Genomic DNA, 15,610 nt, shown 5'->3' with positions numbered 1-15,610 from the left:
GCGCATGACGACGCAAGATTCCCGGAACCCGCTCACTGTCGCCGTGATCGTCGGCAGCGTCCGCCAGCCCCGGATTGGCCGGCTCGTCGCCGACTGGTTCACCGACCGGGCCACCCGCCGCACCGACGTGCGGGTCGACCTGGTCGACCTGGCCGAAGTGGCGCTCCCCCTCGCCGACACCCCGCCCGGCGGCAACCCGGACAGCCCGATCGCCGACCGGCTGGCCGCCGCCGACGGGTTCGTGGTGGTCACCCCGGAGTACAACCACAGCTTCCCGGCCGCGCTTAAGAACGCGATCGACTGGCACCACCGGGAATGGGCCGCCAAGCCGGTCGCCTTCGTCTCGTACGGCGCCGGCTCGGGCGGAATCCGCGCGGTCGAGCAGCTCCGGCTGGTCTTCGCCGAACTGCACGCCGCCACCATCCGCACCGGGGTGGTGCTCACCGCCCCCTGGGAGCGCCTCGACCAGCAGGGCCGGCTGGTCGACGACGGGCCGCTGGGCAAGGCCGCCGACGCGACGCTCGACGAGCTCGCCTGGTGGGGCGAGGCGCTGCGGACGGCCCGCCGCAACCGGCCGTACGGGAGCTGAGATGGACCGCGCCGCATACCGCCTCGGCTGGTACCTGACCCTCGGCGGCCTGCTCGCCGTCATCGACACCACGGTGATGGTGGTCGCCGCGCCCCGGCTGACCGAGGAGTTCGACGCCGATCTCCCCACCATCGGCTGGGTCACCAGCGCGTACGCGCTCGCCCTGGTCGCGGTGATGCCCACCGCGGCCTGGGTGATCGGCCGATTCGGCGCACGGCCCGCCTACCTGGCCGCGCTGGCCCTGTTCACCGCCGGTTCGCTGCTGGCCGGCTGCGCCTGGGGTGTCGGCCCGCTGATCGCCTTCCGGGTCGTCCAGGGCCTGGGCGGCGGCCTGCTCAACCCGGTCGGCATGGCGATCGCGCTGGCCGCCGTGCCACCGGATCGGCGCGGCCGGATGATGAGCCTGGCGGGTCTGCCGGTCCTGATCGGCCCGCTGGTCGGGCCGATCCTCGGCGGTACGCTGCTCGACCACGCCTCCTGGCGGTGGATCTTCTGGATCAACGTGCCGATCGGGGTGGCGGCGGTGCTGCTCGGCCGCTGGGTGCTGCCGGTCACCGACCCCCGGCCCGGCGCCCGGCTGGACGTACCCGGGCTACTGCTGCTCTGTCCCGGGCTCACCCTGGCCGTGTACGGGCTCAGCGTCACCGGTGACCGGGGCGGGCTGCTGAGCGCGCCGGTGCTGGTCCCGCTCCTGGCCGGTGCTGCGCTGGTGGTGGTGTTCGTCCGGCGGGCCGGCCGGGTGCCGCACCCGCTCCTGCGGCTGTCCGTGCTGGGTACCCCGGGCATGGCGGCCGGCGCGGCCACCGTCGGCCTGTTCGCCGCCGGCTACTTCGGTTCGTTCCTCATCGCTCCGGCGTACGTGCAGATCGTGCGGGGCGACTCGGCCACCCTTGCCGGCACGATCGGCATCCCGCAGGCACTGGCCACCGGGCTGATGCTCCAGGTCGCGACCCGGCTGGTGGACCGGGCCTCCCCGCGGCTGGTCGTCGGGCTCGGCATCGCGACCGCGCTGGCCGGCACGGTGGCCCGGGTGGCGGTGCTCGACGCGGACACCTCGTACCCGTTGCTCGCGGCGCTCGGCGCGGTGACCGGACTGGGCACGGGCGCCACGTTGATGCCGACCATGGCGGCGGCCAGCCGGCGGCTGTCCCGGGGCGACATCCCGTCCGGGACGGCGCTGCTCACCACCGTCTCGAACACCGCGGTGGCCGCCGGCACCGCCCTGATCGCGGCCCTGCTCGCCTGGCTGGTGGGCCGGTTCGCCCCCGGGCTGGGCGAGGACGGGATCGTCGCCGCCGCACGGCTCGCGCCCGCCGATCGGACCGCGTACGCCGCCGACCTGGCCCGGGCCGTACAGCTCACGCTGGCGGCGTCCGGAGTGCTGCTGGCGCTGGCGTGGCTGACCAGCCGACGGCTGCCCGCCGACAGGTCCACCCCGGCGACCGGCGACACCGGACCCGCCGAGGCCCGGCCCCGCGCCGGTCAAGCGGATTCGGTGGGCACGGCCGCGGCGACTGAGGGCTGTCAGCCGCCGGCCGTCACCGCTCAGTAGCGTTCGCGGAGCAGCTTGGCTGCCTCGACCGCCCAGTAGGTGAGGATGATCTGCGCGCCGGCCCGGCGGATCGAGGTGAGCGTCTCCAGGATCACCCGCTCGCGGTCGATCCAGCCGTTCGCGGCGGCCGCCTCGACCATCGCGTACTCGCCCGAGACCTGGTAGGCGGCGACCGGGACGTCCACCGCGGCCCGGACCGCCGACACCACGTCGAGGTACGGCAGCGCCGGCTTGACCATCACCATGTCGGCGCCCTCGGCGACGTCCAGCTCCACCTCGCGCAGGGACTCCCGCAGGTTCGCCGGGTCCTGCTGGTAGGCGCGCCGATCGCCCTCCAGGGCCGACTCGACCGCGTCCCGGAACGGGCCGAAGAACGCGGAGGCGTACTTGACCGCGTAGGCCAGCACCGCGATGTTCTGGTGGCCGGCGGCGTCCAGGGCCCGGCGGACCACGCCGACCTGGCCGTCCATCATCCCGGACGGGCCGACCACGTGGACCCCGGCGTCGGCCTGGGCGACCGCCATCCGGGCGTACGCCTCCAGGGTGGCGTCGTTGTCCACGTCGCCGTCCGGGGTGAGCAGGCCGCAGTGCCCGTGCGAGGTGAACTCGTCCAGGCACAGGTCGCTCATCACCACGGTGGCGTCACCCACCTCGGCGACGACGTCCCGGATGGCGACGTTGAGGATGCCGTCCGGATCGATGCCGCCCGAGCCGGTGGCGTCCCGCTCGGCGGGCACCCCGAAGAGCATGAGCCCGCCCACGCCGGCCTGGACCGCCTCGACGGCGGCCTTGCGCAGCGAGTCCCGGGAGTGCTGGAGCACTCCCGGGAGCGACGCGACGGCTCGTGGCTCGGTCAGCCCCTCCCGGACGAACATCGGCAGCACCAGCTCGGCCGGGTCGACGCGGGTCTCGGCGACCAGCCGCCGCACGGCGGCGTTACGGCGCAGCCGGCGGGGCCGGATCTCGGGGTACGGCACGGGAGCCTCCTGTCAGCGGAACCTCAGGGCGGTCGGGCCCTGCACCTTCGAGCCCCGGCGCTGCTTGGCCGGCATGGCGGCGAGCTTCTCGCGCAGCTCGACGGCGTAGGCGGCGAGCGCCTCCACCAGGTCGGGCACCGAGGCGTGCGCAGGCTGCACGTCGACCCGCAGGCCGAACTCGGTCGCCGTCTCCGCCGTCTTGGGCCCGATGACGGCGACAACGGTACGCGCGTGCGGCTTCCCGGCGATGCCGACCAGGTTCCGGACCGTGGAGGACGAGGTGAAGAGCACCGCGTCGAACCCGCCCGACTTGATGGCGTCGCGGATCTCGGCCGGCGGCGGCGCCGCCCGGACGGTCCGGTACGCGGTCACGTCGTCGACCTCCCAGCCGCGCTCGGTGAGCCCGGCGGCGAGGGTCTCGGTGGCGATGTCGGCGCGCGGCAGCAGCACCCGGCCGACCGGGTCGAGGATCTCGTCGTGCGGCGAGAACTCGGCCAGCAGACCCTCCGAGGACTGCTCACCCGAGGGCACCAGCTCCGGCTGGATGCCGAACGCCCGCACCGCGTCCGCGGTGGCCTCGCCGATGCAGGCGATCTTGACGCCGCCGAAGTGCCGGGCGTCCAGCCCGTGCTCGGCGAACTTCTCCCAGACCGCCCGGACCGCGTTCACCGAGGTGAAGATCACCCAGGCGTACCGGCCGTCGACCAGGCCCTTGACCGCCCGCTCCATCTGGGCCGGGGTACGCGGCGGCTCGACCGCGATGGTCGGCACCTCGCACGGGATCGCCCCGTACGCGCGCAGCCGCGCGCTCATCACGCCCGCCTGCTCCTTGGTCCGGGGGACGAGCACCTTCCAGCCGTACAGCGGCCGGTTCTCCCACCAGCTCAGCTTGTCCCGCTGGCTGACGCTCTCCCCGATGGTGAGCACGACCCGCCCGGTGAAGCCGAGCGCCGCCGCGACGAACGAGTCCACGGTCGACGTGGTGGTGTACTGCGTCTCGCCGGTGCCGTCGCCGGTCACCCCGACCGCGGTGGTGCCGTCCACCCCGGCGGCCAGCAGGCCGTCCCGGATGGCGGCCAGGTCACCGGCGTCCACGGCCAGCGCCAGCGAGCCCCGGCCGACGGCCGCGGCCAGCGCGTCGAAGTCCAGCGCGGTGACGTCCTCGACGTCGGCCACGGTCCGCACCCCCGGCAGCGGCACACCCGCGTAGGTGGCCACGCCCTCGGCCTGGCCGACGCCCGGGACCACCTCGAAGTGCGCGGCGGTACGCGCCACCGCCTGCACCTCCTTGACCACCGAGTCGTGGCCGAACGGGTCACCGGCGACCAGGTGCACCGCGTTCTGCCCGGAGCGGGCGGCGGAGATCAGCACCTTCGCCACGTCCCCCGGTACGCCCTCGGCCGGGCTGAACTGGGCGTCGGACTTGGCCTGGGCACGGACGTGCTCGAGCAGCGACTCGGGGATCCCCCGGTCGTACACCACCTGGTCGGCGTCGACCAGGGCGTCGTGCGCCCGGCGGGTCAGCAGGCCCGGGTCGCCGGGTCCGGCCCCGACGAACGCGATACGGCCTGCGGGCTTACGGGTGCGGGTCATTCTGTGCTCCCAATTTGCTGGGTCCCCGGACCGGCGTGTCCTTCTTGGCCGAGGATCGAGTCGGCGCCGAGTTCGAGGAGTTCGGCGGCGAGTGCCTTGCCGATCTCCGCCGCGTCGGCGGGCGTTCCGGTGCGGGACAGCCGGAGGTCACGGGTACCGTCCGGGCTGATCACCGCCCCGCGCAGGTAGATCTCCTCACCGGCGTCACCCTCGGCGAGTTCGCCGTAGGCGGCGACGGGCGCGCTGCACCCGGCCTCCAGGGTGGCCAGCAGTGCCCGCTCCGCGATGACCGCGGCGCGGGACGGTGCGTGATCGAGCAGCGCGAGCAGCTCGACCAGGTCCTGGTCGTCGACCCGGCACTCCACCGCCAGCGCGCCCTGGGCGGGCGCGGGCAGCATCAGCATCGGGTCGAGCGTCTCGGTGATCACGTCGGTCCGGTCCAGCCGGGCGAGCCCGGCCCGGGCCAGCACGACGGCGTCGAGGTCGGCGTCCGGGCCGAGCACCCGGCCGAGCCGGGTGTCCACGTTGCCCCGGATCGAGGTGACCTCGAGCTGCATGCCCAGCGCGTGCAGCTGGGCGATGCGGCGCAGCGCGCCGGTGCCGACCCGCGCGCCGGGCGGCAGCTCGGCGAGCGTACGGCCGTCGCGGGCGACCAGCGCGTCGCGCGGGTCCTGCCGGGGCGGCACGGCCGCGATGTGCAGGCCGGGGGCGCCCGCCGTGGGCAGGTCCTTGTACGAGTGGACGGCGAAGTCGATCACGCCGGCGGTCAGCGCGTCCCGCAGCGCGGAGACGAAGACGCCGACGCCGAGCCGGTGCACCGGGGCCGAGGAGCGGTCGCCGGCGGTGACCACCTCGACCAGCTCGACCTCGCGGCCGGTGGCCGCGGTGAGGGCCGCGGCCACGTGGCCGGACTGGGCCATCGCCAGGGCGCTGCCCCGGGTGCCGAGGCGCAGGGGGGCGGTCATCGCGCACCTCCGGTGGGTGGGACGTCCACGGCGTCGAACGACGGGCGGCCGTCGGTGTCCGTCGCCACCACGTCGGGCACGGTGTCGACCGGGGAGGTCTGCGGCACCTCCAGGTCGAACAGCTCGCGCAGCAGGGCGGCGTACTGGTCGCCGCCCGGCTCGGCGGCGAGCTGGCGCACCCGTACGGTCGGCTGGTGCAGCAGCCGCTGCACCACCCGGTGCACGGTGTGGGCGACCTCGGCGCGCTGGTCGTCGGTGAGGTCGGGACGGCGCTGGGCGAGCCGGCGCAGCTCGGCGGTGACCACGTCGTCGGCGCGCCCGCGCAGCGCGGCCACGGTGGGCGCCACGTCCGCGCCGCGCAGCCAGCTGAGGAACGCCTCGACCTCGCCGCCGACGATCCGGGCCACCTCGGCGGCGTCGGCGGCGGCGGGACCGTCGGCGAGGATGGCCGCCATCCGGTCGATGTCGATCACCTCGACGCCGGACAGCTCGGCGACACCCTCCTCGACGTCGCGCGGGACGGCCAGGTCGAGCAGGACCAGCGGGCACCGGCCGGCGTCCCGCCGGGCCAGCGCGCGGGTCACCACGTCGCGGGTGAGGACCGGTTCGGTGGCTGCGGTGGCGGCCACTACGATGTCCACTGTGGAAAGCGCGTCGACCAGCTCGGCCATCGGCACGGCGTTCGCGCCGTACGATTCGGCCAGCCGGACGGCCCGGTCGGCGCCCCGGTTGGTCACGGTGAGCGGCCCGGCGCCCAGCCGGGAGAGGGTGGCCACGCCGAGCGAGCCCATCGCACCCGCGCCGACCACCATGGCGGGCCGACCGGCCAGGTCGCCGTCGAGCAGGTCGGCGGCCAGGTCCAGGGCGGCGGTGACGACGCTCTGACCCGCCCGGTCGATGTTGGTCTCGGCGTGCGCGCGCTTGCCCACCCGCAACGCCTGCTGCATCAGCTCGTGCAGCAGCCGACCGGCGGAGTCGGCGCCGCTGGCCGAGTGGTAGGCGTCCCGGAGCTGGCCGAGGATCTGCGCCTCGCCGACCACCATCGAGTCCAGCCCGGCGGCCACCCGGAAGACGTGGTCGACGGCGGCGGCGTCGTAGTGCACGTAGAGGTGGTTGGCGAGCGCCGCCGGGGCGCAGCCGGCCTGCTCGGCCAGGACCGCGCAGATGTCGCCGAGGCCGCCGTGGAAGCCGGAGACGGCCGCGTACACCTCCACCCGGTTGCAGGTGGAGACGAGCACGGCCTCGGCGACGTACGGCTGGGCGACCAGGCGGTCCAGGGTGCGGGTGAGGTCGGCAGGCGGGACCGCCAGCTGCTCCAGCGTGGCGACCGGTGCGGTGCGGTAGGACGCGCCGACGACGAGCAGTTTCACGTGCCGATCGCCTCCTGGTTGTCAGTGGCCGCGAGACCGCCGGGCAGGGCGGTGAGGGCGGACCCGCCGGTGGCGGGGAGCGCGGTCAGCGACGCCTTGCGGTGCTCGTGGAAGGACAGGATCTGCAGCTCGATCGCGAGGTCGACCTTGCGCACGTCGACCCCCTCCGGAACCGAGAGTACGCACGGCGCGAAGTTGAGGATGCTCGTCACGCCGACCGCGACCAGCTGGTCGGCCACCGCCTGCGCGGCCGACGCCGGGGTGGCGATCACGCCGATCGAGATCGACTCCTCGGTGGCGACCCGGGGCAGTTCGTCGACGTGCCGGACGACCAGGCCGTTGATCTCCTCGCCGACCCGGGACGGGCTGGCGTCGAAGAGCGCGGCGATCCGGAAGCCGCGGCTGGCGAAGCCGTCGTAGCCGGCCAGAGCGTGACCGAGATTACCCACGCCGACCAGGGCAACCGAGCGGCACTGGGTGAGCCCGAGCACCGACTCGATCTGGTCGATCAGCAGGGCGACGTCGTAGCCCACCCCGCGGGTGCCGTACGAGCCGAGGTGGGAGAGGTCCTTGCGCAGCTTCGCCGAGTTCACCCCGGCGGCATTGGCCAGCCCCTCGCTGGACACCGTTTCGTGACCGGTTTCGGCGAGATTGTGCAGGGCACGGAGGTATTCCGGGAGCCGAGCGACGGTCGCCTCGGGCAGGTCCGGGAGCGCCGGTACGGCACCGGCGCGACCGGGCGTGCCAGGGTGACGGTGCTGACTCATGAGACTCCGTGCGGTGCGATCCTCGACCAGCGTCGGTGGCCGGTCGTTCCGGGACTCCCGCTGGCGACCGATGGTGCCGGCTGTGCTAGCAGGGCGCGTCGGAACTACAGAGTAGGCGCTTGTGAAGGGGTGCACAAATCGCGATCTTGCTGGCCCGCGACGTGCCTCCACCTGCCCCTCCATTTCACAAGATCGATTGAGAGCGCTTGGTCGGCGCCGCTCGGCGATTATTGCTCAATCCCGACTTCTCTGACCAATCGCACGCGCCCGGTAGCGCTGTGTCACGAAAATCGGCCCGGGCGGTAGGGAGAACCCCACCCCGGAGAGGCCGGCCCACGGGATGGGTCCGGCGGCTCGTGGCCCATAGCCTCGGGACATGACCGCAGTACCGCTGGCCACTATGCCCACCCCCACCACCCCCGTCCCCGGCCTCGGGCGGCGGCTCTTGCGCGACTCCGGCTACGTGCTGGCCGGCCTGCCGTTGGCGCTCGTCGGCTTCGTGGTGGCGGTGGCGGGGATCTCCCTCACCGCCGGGCTGCTGGTGACCACGCTCGGCCTGCCCGTCCTCGCCGGCACCCTGTACGCGGCCCGGGCGCTGGCCGATCTCGAACGGCTGCGGCTGCCCGCCGTGCTGCGCCAGCCCCGGGTCCGCCCCGTGTACCTGACCCCCGTGCCCGGGTCGGGCTACTGGCGGCGGCTCCTGGTGCCGATGCGGGACGCCCAGTCCTGGCTCGACCTGCTGCACGCCTTCGTCAAGCTGCTGGTGGCGCTGCCCACGTTCGTGCTGATGCTGGTGTGGTGGGCGGTGGCCATCGGCGGCACGCTCTACGTCACCTACGACTGGGCGATCCCGCACGGCCCCGGCCAGCAGGACCTCAGCGAGCTGCTCGGGATGGGCGTCGGTCCCGTGCCACGGATCGCGCTGAACACCTCGTTCGGGCTGTTCTGCCTGCTCACCCTGCCGCTGGTGGCCCGGGCCTGCGCCGGGCTCCAGGCCGGCCTGGCCCGCTCGCTGCTCACCGGCGTGGCCGAGATGCGGCACCGGATCACCACGCTGGAGGAGCAGAAGCGGGCCGCCGCCTCCGCCGAGGCGTCCGCGCTGCGCCGGCTGGAGCGGGACATCCACGACGGGCCCCAGCAGCGGCTGGTCCGCCTCGCCATGGACCTCAGCCGGGCCCGTCAGCAGCTCGCCGCCGACCCGGAGGCGGCCCGCCGGACGCTGGACGAGGCGGTCACCCAGACCCGGGAGACCCTCGACGAGCTGCGTGCCCTCTCCCGCGGCATCGCCCCGCCGATCCTGGTCGACCGGGGGCTGCCGAGCGCCCTGGCCGCCCTCGCCGCCCGCGCGCTGGTCCCCACCGAACTGGTGGTCGAGGACGACCTGGGCACGCCCGGCGGACGGCTGGACCCGGCGGTGGAGAGCACGGCGTACTTCGTGGTGGCCGAGGCGCTGACCAACGTCGCCAAGCACAGCCACGCCACCACGTGCCAGGTCGAGGTGACCCGCCGGGTCGGCCGGTTGGAGATCGGCGTGGTGGACGACGGGGTGGGCGGCGCCCACCTGGCCAAGGGGCACGGTCTGAGCGGCATCGCCGACCGGGTACGCGCGGCCGGCGGCGTGCTCGAGGTGTCCAGCCCGGCCGGCGGGCCCACCCTCGTCCGCGCCGAACTGCCCCGCTGACGACGACCCGGAGGGCAGACCGGTGACCGAGGACGTGGTAGACAGCGGACCCATGCGGGTGGTGATCGCGGACGACGCCGTACTGCTCCGGGAGGGGCTGGTCCGGCTGCTGACCGAGTCGGGACACGAGGTGGTGGCGGCCGTCGGCGACGGGGACGCCCTGGTCGAGGCGGTGGTGAGGCACCGGCCGGACATCTCGGTGGTGGACGTGCGGATGCCGCCCTCGCACACCGACGAGGGGCTACGGGCGGCCGTGGAGGCGCGCCGGCGGGTGCCCCGTACGCCCGTCCTGGTGCTCTCCCAGTACGTCGAGGTGTCGTACGCGGACGACCTGCTCGCGACCGCCGGCGGCGCCGGCGGTGGCGGGATCGGCTACCTGCTCAAGGACCGGGTGGCCGCGATCGACGAGTTCCTGGACGCGCTGGGCCGGGTGGCCGCCGGCGGCACGGTGCTCGACCCCGAGGTGATCGGCCAGCTGCTGGTCCGGCGGCGGCGCGACGACCCGCTGTCCTCGCTGACGCCGCGCGAGCGGGAGGTGCTCGCCCTGATGGCCGAGGGGCGCTCCAACACCGCGATCGCCCGGATCCTGGTGGTGAGCGACGGCGCGGTGGAGAAGCACGTCCGCAACATCTTCACCAAGCTCGACCTCGCCCAGGACGCGACGAACCACCACCGCCGGGTCCTGGCCGTGCTCACCCACCTCCGCGCCTGACCCTGCTGCGCCCCTGCCGCGCCCCGGCCCGCCCGGCCCGAACACGCGTTGATCATGAAGTTGTTGTCGCGACACGCCGACGCAGAGGACAACAACCTCATGATCAACGGAGTCAAGAGCGGGTCAAGGGCGGGTCAGGGGAGGGTGCGGGCCAGGGTTACCGCCTGGGTGAGGGTGTCGGCGACGGGGTGGCCGGAGGCGCGGAGGCGGGCGGGGTCGGAGAAGCCGCCGGTGTAGAGGACGCAGCGGGCGCCGACCGAGAGCGCCGCATCGGCGTCGTCGAGCGAGTCGCCGATGAGCACCACCTGGTGGCCGCCGAGCCCCAGCTCGGCCAGGTGCTTCTCCAGCCACTCGGCCTTGGGGCCCCCGCCCACCGCGGCCCGCAGCCCGTCCACCCGGGCGAAGTGCGGAGTCAGCCCGTACGTGTGCACGGTCGGGACCAGCTCGTCGTGGAACCACATGGACAGCAGGGACTGGCTGCCCGGCCAGGCGGCGATCGCGGCGGTGGCGTCGGCGGCCAGCGCGCAGCTGGTCAGCCCGGCCCGGTACGCGTCGTGGAAGATCCGGTCGAGCCGGCCGAACGTCTCGTGGTCGACCGCCCGCCCCAGCATCTCGGCGTAGTAGTCGGCAATCGGCCGGCGGAACCGCACCCGGTGCTCGTCGGCGGTGACCGCCGGCCCGCCGGCGCTGGCGAAGGCGACGTTGGTGGCGCGTACCACCAGGTCAAGGTCGTTGAGCAGGGTGCCGTTCCAGTCCCACACCAGGTGGCCGCGCGTCGAGGTCATCGCTGCACCATAAGGGGCCGGTCAGAGCTGCGGGGTGGTCAGGTCCCGCAGCAGCCGGCCCTCCTCGACCCGCCAGTAGCCGTGCTCCTTGCCGTCCAGCAGCACCACCGGCAGCCGGTCGCCGTACTCGCGTTCCAGCTCGAGGTCGCCGGTGACGTCCTTCTCGATCCACCGGTCCCCGGTGACGGCCACCACCCGGTCGAGCGCCGCCTTCGCGTCCTCGCAGAGGTGGCAGCCGGGCCGGGTGATCAGGGTGAGCCGGGCGTCACGGCTGGACATCGGGTACCTCCGTGCGGATCTCGGTCGGCGGCGCCGGTGACGACACCGGAGGCGCCACCGGGCGGAGCTCGGTCTTGCGTACCTTGCCGATCGCCGAGTACGGCAGGCTGTCGACGAACTCGACGGCGGTCGGGCACTTGAACCGGGCCAGGTTACGTGCGCAGTGGCCGAGCAGCTCCTCGGCCGTCACCGCCGAACCGGCCGCCCGCACCACGTACGCCCGGACAGTCTCGCCGGTCCGCGGGTGCGGCACCCCGAGGACGGCCGACTCGGCCACCCCGGGATGCGCCTGGAGCACCGACTCCACCTCGTGCGGGTACACGTTGAAGCCGTTGACCAGGATCAACTCGCCGAGCCGGTCGACCAGGAACAGGTCCCCGGCGTCGTCGGCGTACGCCACGTCGCCGGTGGCCCACCAGCCGTCCGCGTCCGGCCCGCCCCGCCCGTCCGGCCAGTAGCCGGCGAAGAGGTTGTCGCCCCGGACCACGATCTGCCCCGGGTCGGTCCCCGACGCGTCGTCGGAGAGGTCCAACTCGTCGGCGTCCTCCTCGGCGGTGGGCACACCGTCCCGCCACAGGTCGACGCCGTCCGGCCCGATCAGGCGCAGCTCGACGCCGGGCAGTGGGCGGCCGATGGACCCGGACGTGGGCTCGCCGCCGACCAGGGTGGAGGTGAGCACCGGGGCGGTCTCGGTGAGGCCGTACCCGACGTGCACCGGATGCCCGGTGGTTTCGGTGAAGCGCGCCGCGACCGCCATCGGCAGCGGGGCCGCGCCGCACACCGCAACCCGCACCGAGGCCAGCGCCGTCGCCGCCGCGTCGCCCGCGTCGGCCCAGGTCAGAAACATCGACGGTACGCCAACCAGCACGCTGACCCGGTGCCGGGCGAGGTCGGCGAGCGCCCCATCCGGGCCTAGCTCGTCGACCAGCACCCCGGTCGCCCCGTGGTGCACCACGGCCCCGAGCCCGGAGTTCAGGCCGTACGCGTGGAAGAGCGGCAGGGCGAGCAGCACGGTGTCGTCGGGGCCGATCACCAACGGGTCGATCCGGCCGACCTGCTCGTGGTTGGCGGCCAGGGCGCGGTGCGACAGCATGGCGCCCTTGGGCCGGCCCTCGGTGCCGGAGGTGTAGAGCAGGACGGCGAGGTCGGCCCCGCCCCGGGTGGGCAGGTCGGCGGGGGTGTCACCGTCGGTGACCGGCGGGGCGGTGTGCACGGCGGCCAGTGCGGGCAGGTCCTCGCCGGCGATCCGCTCGCGGACCTCCGCCGCGCAGACCAGCGCGGCGGCCCCGGAGTCGGCGAGCACGTGCCGCAGCTCCCGGGCGGTGAAGCCCGGGTTGACCGGCACCGCCACCAGGCCGGCCCGGAGCACGGCGAGATACGTGACCACGAAGTCCGGGGTGTTGCCGAAGGCGATGGCGACCCGGGGCGGGTGGGCGTCCCCGGTCGCCGGCGGCACCGTCCCGGCCAGCGCGCGAGCGGTGTCGGTGACCGCGGCGTCCAGCTGGGACCAGGTCAGGGTCTGGTCGCGCCAGTGCAGCGCGGGGCGGTCACCGTGGGCGGCCGCCGCCCGGCGGAGCCGGTCGGCGAGGTTCGGCGCGGAGCTGTCGGCTGCGTCCTGCACGGTGGCTGAGTCTGGCACAGCCGCGTCCGCCCGGCCACGCCCGAGCACGGGCCGGGCCGGTCGTGCCGCAGCGGTCCTCCCGACGGGACCGGGCGGCAGTCCACACGACCGGGTGTCCGGGCATGAGGGGCCGCCCCCGCCGGGCGGCCGCCGCGACACGCCGAGGGCGGGACGAAATCGCTCCGACCAGGACTTTCCACCCAGAACCAGGTTCCGATGCGAAAGTCAACCGCACACGACGGACAACGGGTCCGCCATCGGTGCGACGGGAGCGGAAATACTTCCGCCCTGTGTAACGGACTTGCCACGCGCGGGTGACGTTGGCCCTATCATCACTCGGGTCGGCTCACCCGATTTGCCGTGAGTCGACACCCCTCAGCCCGAGGAGGCCCCCGTGCCTGTGAGCGCATTGGACCAGCACCTCAAGGGGATCTGCCGCCCGTCGGCACGTCCCGGGACGATCCTGCCCGGCCGTGGCGTACCCGGCCCCGCCACGACGCCACGGCGGCCGGTGCGGCCGTGCCCGACCTGGATCGGGGAGGCGCGGTGACCACCTTCGGCTACGCGGAACGGCCGACCGGGTTGACCGGCCCGACCCAGCGGACCCCGGTCAACGAGCGGCTGGAGCACGACGCCGCCCGGGCGCCACGCGGCGAGGGGGCCCGCCGGGTGCGCAACCGCTCCCACCACAACGAGACGCCCCCGCGCCCGGCGGTGCCCGGTGGCAACGTGAAGCCGGCCGCCGGCCGACTCGGGGCCCCGTCCCGGCCGACCATGCCGGCGCAGGGCCGGCGCACGGGCGACACCCCGGCGACCGCCGACCCGTCGGCCGGGGAGACCGCGATCCTGCCGGCGGTGCCGGCCGCCGACACCGCGGTGCTGCCCAAGGTGCCCGCCGACCCGGCACCCGCCACCGGCTACCCGAGCCGCCCCGATCCGTCCGACCCGGCCACCGAGGTCTGGGCCCTGGTCGAGCGGGCGCAGGCCGGCGAGGCCGAGGCGTTCGGGTTGATCTACGATCGTTACGTCGACACGGTCTTCCGCTTCGTCTACTTCCGGGTCGGCAATCGGCAGCTCGCCGAGGATCTCACCTCCGACACCTTCCTCCGCGCGCTCAAGCGGATCGGCAGCTTCACCTGGCAGGGGCGCGACCTCGGCGCGTGGCTGGTCACCATCGCCCGCAACCTGGTCGCCGACCACTTCAAGTCCGGCCGCTACCGGCTGGAGGTCACCACCGGCGACGTGCTCGACGCCGACCGGGAGGACCGGGGCCCGGAGGGCAGCCCGGAGGCCGCGGTCGTCGAGCACATCACCAACGTCGCGCTGCTCACCGCGGTGAAGCAGCTCAACCCGGAGCAGCAGGAGTGCATCGTGCTCCGCTTCCTCCAGGGCTTCTCGGTCGCCGAGACCGCCCGGGCCATGGGCAAGAACGAGGGCGCCATCAAGGCGTTGCAGTACCGGGCGGTGCGGGCCCTGGCCCGGCTGCTGCCCGACGGCTTCCAGCCCTGATCCGCACCGCTCCCCGCACCTGGACGAGACGCCGCGCCGCGGGGTCCGCCGTCCGTGACGACGATCACGCTTCGTGATTTCGTCGCCGACGGCCCCGTAACCGTCGACCGGCGCGGTCCGTTTCTCCGGGTGCGACCAGTGGTTGTCCGGCGTCCCCCGGGCCACCCGGTCCGGCGGTCGCGGCCGGCCGTCTCGGCCAGCCGTCGGCGTCCGCTGCCACCGGTCGCTGGTGACGACCACGGCCGCCCGGCCGTGACCAGTGAGAGGGGGTGCCTGCGGTGGACAGCAACCTCTTCTCCCGTCGGCGGGCCGAGCGATTCGCGCAACTCCTCGACGAGGCCAACGGCGGCCGGCGGCACCACGTCCGTTCCCGGGCCGACGACGAACTCGCCGCGCTCGTCGCGGTGGGCCAGCGGCTCGCCACCGACCGGCCGGCCGTCGAGGTCGACAAGGACTTCCGCGCCGGCCTGCGCGCGGCACTGGTCGCCACCGCCGAGCGGGAGGGCGTCGGCAGCCCGGCGCGGACCGGGACCGCCGCGGCGGGCACCGGCACCCGTGGCGCCCTGCTGCCGGCGGCGACCGGCCGGCGGATCCGCGCCCGCGGCGCGATCCTGGTCGGCGTGGCCGCCGGGGCGGTCGCCCTCTCCGGCATCTCCTTCGCCAGCGAGAACGCGCTGCCCGGCGACGCCCTGTACGGCATGAAGCGCTCGACCGAGCGCGCCCAGCTCGCCCTGACCAGTTCGGACATCAGCCGGGGCCAGCTCTTCCTCGACTTCGCCCGGACCCGGCTCGACGAGGCAGCCACCGTCCACGGTGACCGGTTCGGCTTCAGCGCCGTCCTCGACGACATGGACGCCGACACCCGGCAGGGCGTACGCCTGCTGACCACTGTGGCCGCGCAGCGCTCCGACCCGGCCGCGCTGGACGCGGTCGACGCGTTCCTCACCGGCCAGCGGCACGCGGTCAGCGGGCTGCTCGACCGGGCGGACCACGCCGAGCGGGACCGCACCCGCCGGTCGCTGGGCCTGCTCGACACGGTGGGCCGGCGCGCCGACGCGCTCCGCTCGGCGATCGCCTGCGGGCTACCGGCGCCGACCGCCAGCGACGCGCTGGGTCCCGCCCCGGACAGCTGCCCCGGCAACCGCTGACCCACAATCGCCGTTCGCGCCACACTTCTCCGCGCAGACACCCGCCCGTCACACCCCGCCGG

General features: G+C 74.6%; 14 protein-coding genes. 6 read left to right on the top strand and 8 right to left on the bottom strand.

Features of this window, described 5'->3' with window-relative positions; translation table 11 throughout:
• Positions 1-4: 4 nt before the first annotated feature.
• Together FXF52_RS01705 and FXF52_RS01700 are read left to right on the top strand one after the other, a co-directional pair.
• On the top strand, positions 5-589 hold the full coding sequence (locus FXF52_RS01705; RefSeq protein WP_148793327.1) for an NADPH-dependent FMN reductase: 585 nt from the start codon (positions 5-7) through the stop codon (positions 587-589).
• 1 nt (position 590) lies between these two features.
• Positions 591-2,141, top strand: a complete 1,551-nt coding sequence (locus FXF52_RS01700) for a DHA2 family efflux MFS transporter permease subunit (RefSeq protein ID WP_148793326.1) — start codon at positions 591-593, stop codon at positions 2,139-2,141.
• Here FXF52_RS01700 and hemB read toward each other — a convergent pair.
• Genes hemB through FXF52_RS01675 form a run of 5 tightly spaced genes read right to left on the bottom strand, consistent with a single transcriptional unit; the run spans position 2,135 to position 7,813 of the window.
• Positions 2,135-3,118: a porphobilinogen synthase gene (gene hemB / locus FXF52_RS01695; RefSeq protein WP_148793325.1), complete on the bottom strand. Its 984-nt coding sequence runs from the start codon at positions 3,116-3,118 to the stop codon at positions 2,135-2,137. The two genes, FXF52_RS01700 and hemB, sit on opposite strands and share 7 nt — an antisense overlap.
• 12 nt (positions 3,119-3,130) lie before the next feature.
• Positions 3,131-4,711 carry a uroporphyrinogen-III synthase gene (locus FXF52_RS01690; RefSeq protein WP_148793324.1) on the bottom strand — a complete coding sequence of 527 codons (1,581 nt, stop codon included), beginning with the start codon at positions 4,709-4,711 and terminating at the stop codon, positions 3,131-3,133.
• Positions 4,708-5,676 carry a hydroxymethylbilane synthase gene (gene hemC, locus FXF52_RS01685; RefSeq protein ID WP_148793323.1) on the bottom strand — a complete coding sequence of 323 codons (969 nt, stop codon included), beginning with the start codon at positions 5,674-5,676 and terminating at the stop codon, positions 4,708-4,710. The genes FXF52_RS01690 and hemC overlap by 4 nt, the downstream gene beginning before the upstream one ends.
• Positions 5,673-7,046 carry a glutamyl-tRNA reductase gene (locus FXF52_RS01680; RefSeq protein WP_148793322.1) on the bottom strand — a complete coding sequence of 458 codons (1,374 nt, stop codon included), beginning with the start codon at positions 7,044-7,046 and terminating at the stop codon, positions 5,673-5,675. The genes hemC and FXF52_RS01680 overlap by 4 nt, the downstream gene beginning before the upstream one ends.
• Positions 7,043-7,813 carry a redox-sensing transcriptional repressor Rex gene (locus FXF52_RS01675; RefSeq protein ID WP_148793321.1) on the bottom strand — a complete coding sequence of 257 codons (771 nt, stop codon included), beginning with the start codon at positions 7,811-7,813 and terminating at the stop codon, positions 7,043-7,045. Before FXF52_RS01675 ends, FXF52_RS01680 begins: the two co-directional genes overlap by 4 nt.
• A gap of 376 nt (positions 7,814-8,189) precedes the next feature.
• Between FXF52_RS01675 and FXF52_RS01670 the strand changes: the two genes are divergently transcribed.
• Both FXF52_RS01670 and FXF52_RS01665 read left to right on the top strand, forming a co-directional pair.
• Positions 8,190-9,494 (top strand): sensor histidine kinase, encoded by a 1,305-nt coding sequence (locus FXF52_RS01670; protein WP_148793320.1) that lies wholly within the window; start codon positions 8,190-8,192, stop codon positions 9,492-9,494.
• A 52-nt stretch (positions 9,495-9,546) separates the two neighbouring features.
• Positions 9,547-10,206 (top strand): response regulator transcription factor, encoded by a 660-nt coding sequence (locus tag FXF52_RS01665; RefSeq protein ID WP_148793708.1) that lies wholly within the window; start codon positions 9,547-9,549, stop codon positions 10,204-10,206.
• 134 nt (positions 10,207-10,340) lie between these two features.
• On the opposite strand, the gene FXF52_RS01660 is transcribed toward FXF52_RS01665, so the two are convergent.
• The 3 genes from FXF52_RS01660 to FXF52_RS01650 are packed head-to-tail and all read right to left on the bottom strand — an operon-like array spanning position 10,341 to position 12,891.
• Positions 10,341-10,991 (bottom strand): HAD family hydrolase, encoded by a 651-nt coding sequence (locus FXF52_RS01660; protein WP_148793319.1) that lies wholly within the window; start codon positions 10,989-10,991, stop codon positions 10,341-10,343.
• Positions 10,992-11,012: 21 nt separating this feature from the next.
• Positions 11,013-11,270, bottom strand: coding sequence for a glutaredoxin family protein (locus FXF52_RS01655; RefSeq protein ID WP_148793318.1), 258 nt, complete (start codon positions 11,268-11,270; stop codon positions 11,013-11,015).
• Complete coding sequence (locus FXF52_RS01650) at positions 11,257-12,891, bottom strand: AMP-binding protein (protein WP_255471690.1); 1,635 nt, start codon at positions 12,889-12,891, stop codon at positions 11,257-11,259. Before FXF52_RS01650 ends, FXF52_RS01655 begins: the two co-directional genes overlap by 14 nt.
• A 546-nt stretch (positions 12,892-13,437) precedes the next feature.
• Here FXF52_RS01650 and FXF52_RS01645 point away from each other — a divergent pair.
• Together FXF52_RS01645 and FXF52_RS01640 are read left to right on the top strand one after the other, a co-directional pair.
• Positions 13,438-14,400, top strand: coding sequence for an ECF subfamily RNA polymerase sigma factor, BldN family (locus tag FXF52_RS01645; RefSeq protein ID WP_148793316.1), 963 nt, complete (start codon positions 13,438-13,440; stop codon positions 14,398-14,400).
• Between the two features lie 278 nt (positions 14,401-14,678).
• The gene (locus FXF52_RS01640) at positions 14,679-15,548 is read left to right on the top strand and encodes a DUF5667 domain-containing protein (protein WP_148793315.1); all 870 of its coding nucleotides are present in this window, start codon (positions 14,679-14,681) and stop codon (positions 15,546-15,548) included.
• Positions 15,549-15,610: the final 62 nt, after the last annotated feature.

Source organism: Micromonospora sp. MP36 (assembly GCF_008119785.1).
Lineage (GTDB): Bacteria > Actinomycetota > Actinomycetes > Mycobacteriales > Micromonosporaceae > Micromonospora.
Note: the sequence above shows the minus strand (reverse complement) of the source record. Positions and strands in the feature narration are given on the sequence as shown.